Source organism: Devosia alba (assembly GCF_039938915.1).
GTDB lineage: Bacteria > Pseudomonadota > Alphaproteobacteria > Rhizobiales > Devosiaceae > Devosia > Devosia alba.
Window position 1 is genome coordinate 1 of record NZ_JBDUUI010000092.1, and the last position, 267, is coordinate 267.

Below are 267 nucleotides of genomic sequence, written 5' to 3' on the forward strand. Positions count from 1 at the left end.
CTCACCAATACGGCGCAGCAGGGTCTTGTCCCCGGTCTGTACAGAGTTCAGGTAGTCCACCCAGTGCTTACTATCAGCCAACCCAGCCAGCATCTCCTCTGGGGAGTTAGCGAAGTAGCGCAGATTCTTAGGCAGGTCCGAACGCTCCAGAAGCTCCTGCCCCAGCTTCTGCAAGGTTTCTCTTGCAGCGACAGCCTCAGGTACAGCAGAGTTCATTGCACGTACTGTAGCAGCGTGCACAAGCTCATGCACAGCAATCTTAGCAGT

Annotated in this window: 1 protein-coding gene; it reads right to left on the reverse strand. The window is 55.4% G+C overall.

Annotation, left to right across the window (positions count from 1 at the left end):
• A partial coding sequence (locus tag ABFY71_RS18900) for a hypothetical protein (RefSeq protein WP_347947418.1) occupies window positions 1-216 on the reverse strand: 216 nt, incomplete at its 3' end.
• Between the last annotated feature and the right edge of the window lie 51 nt (window positions 217-267).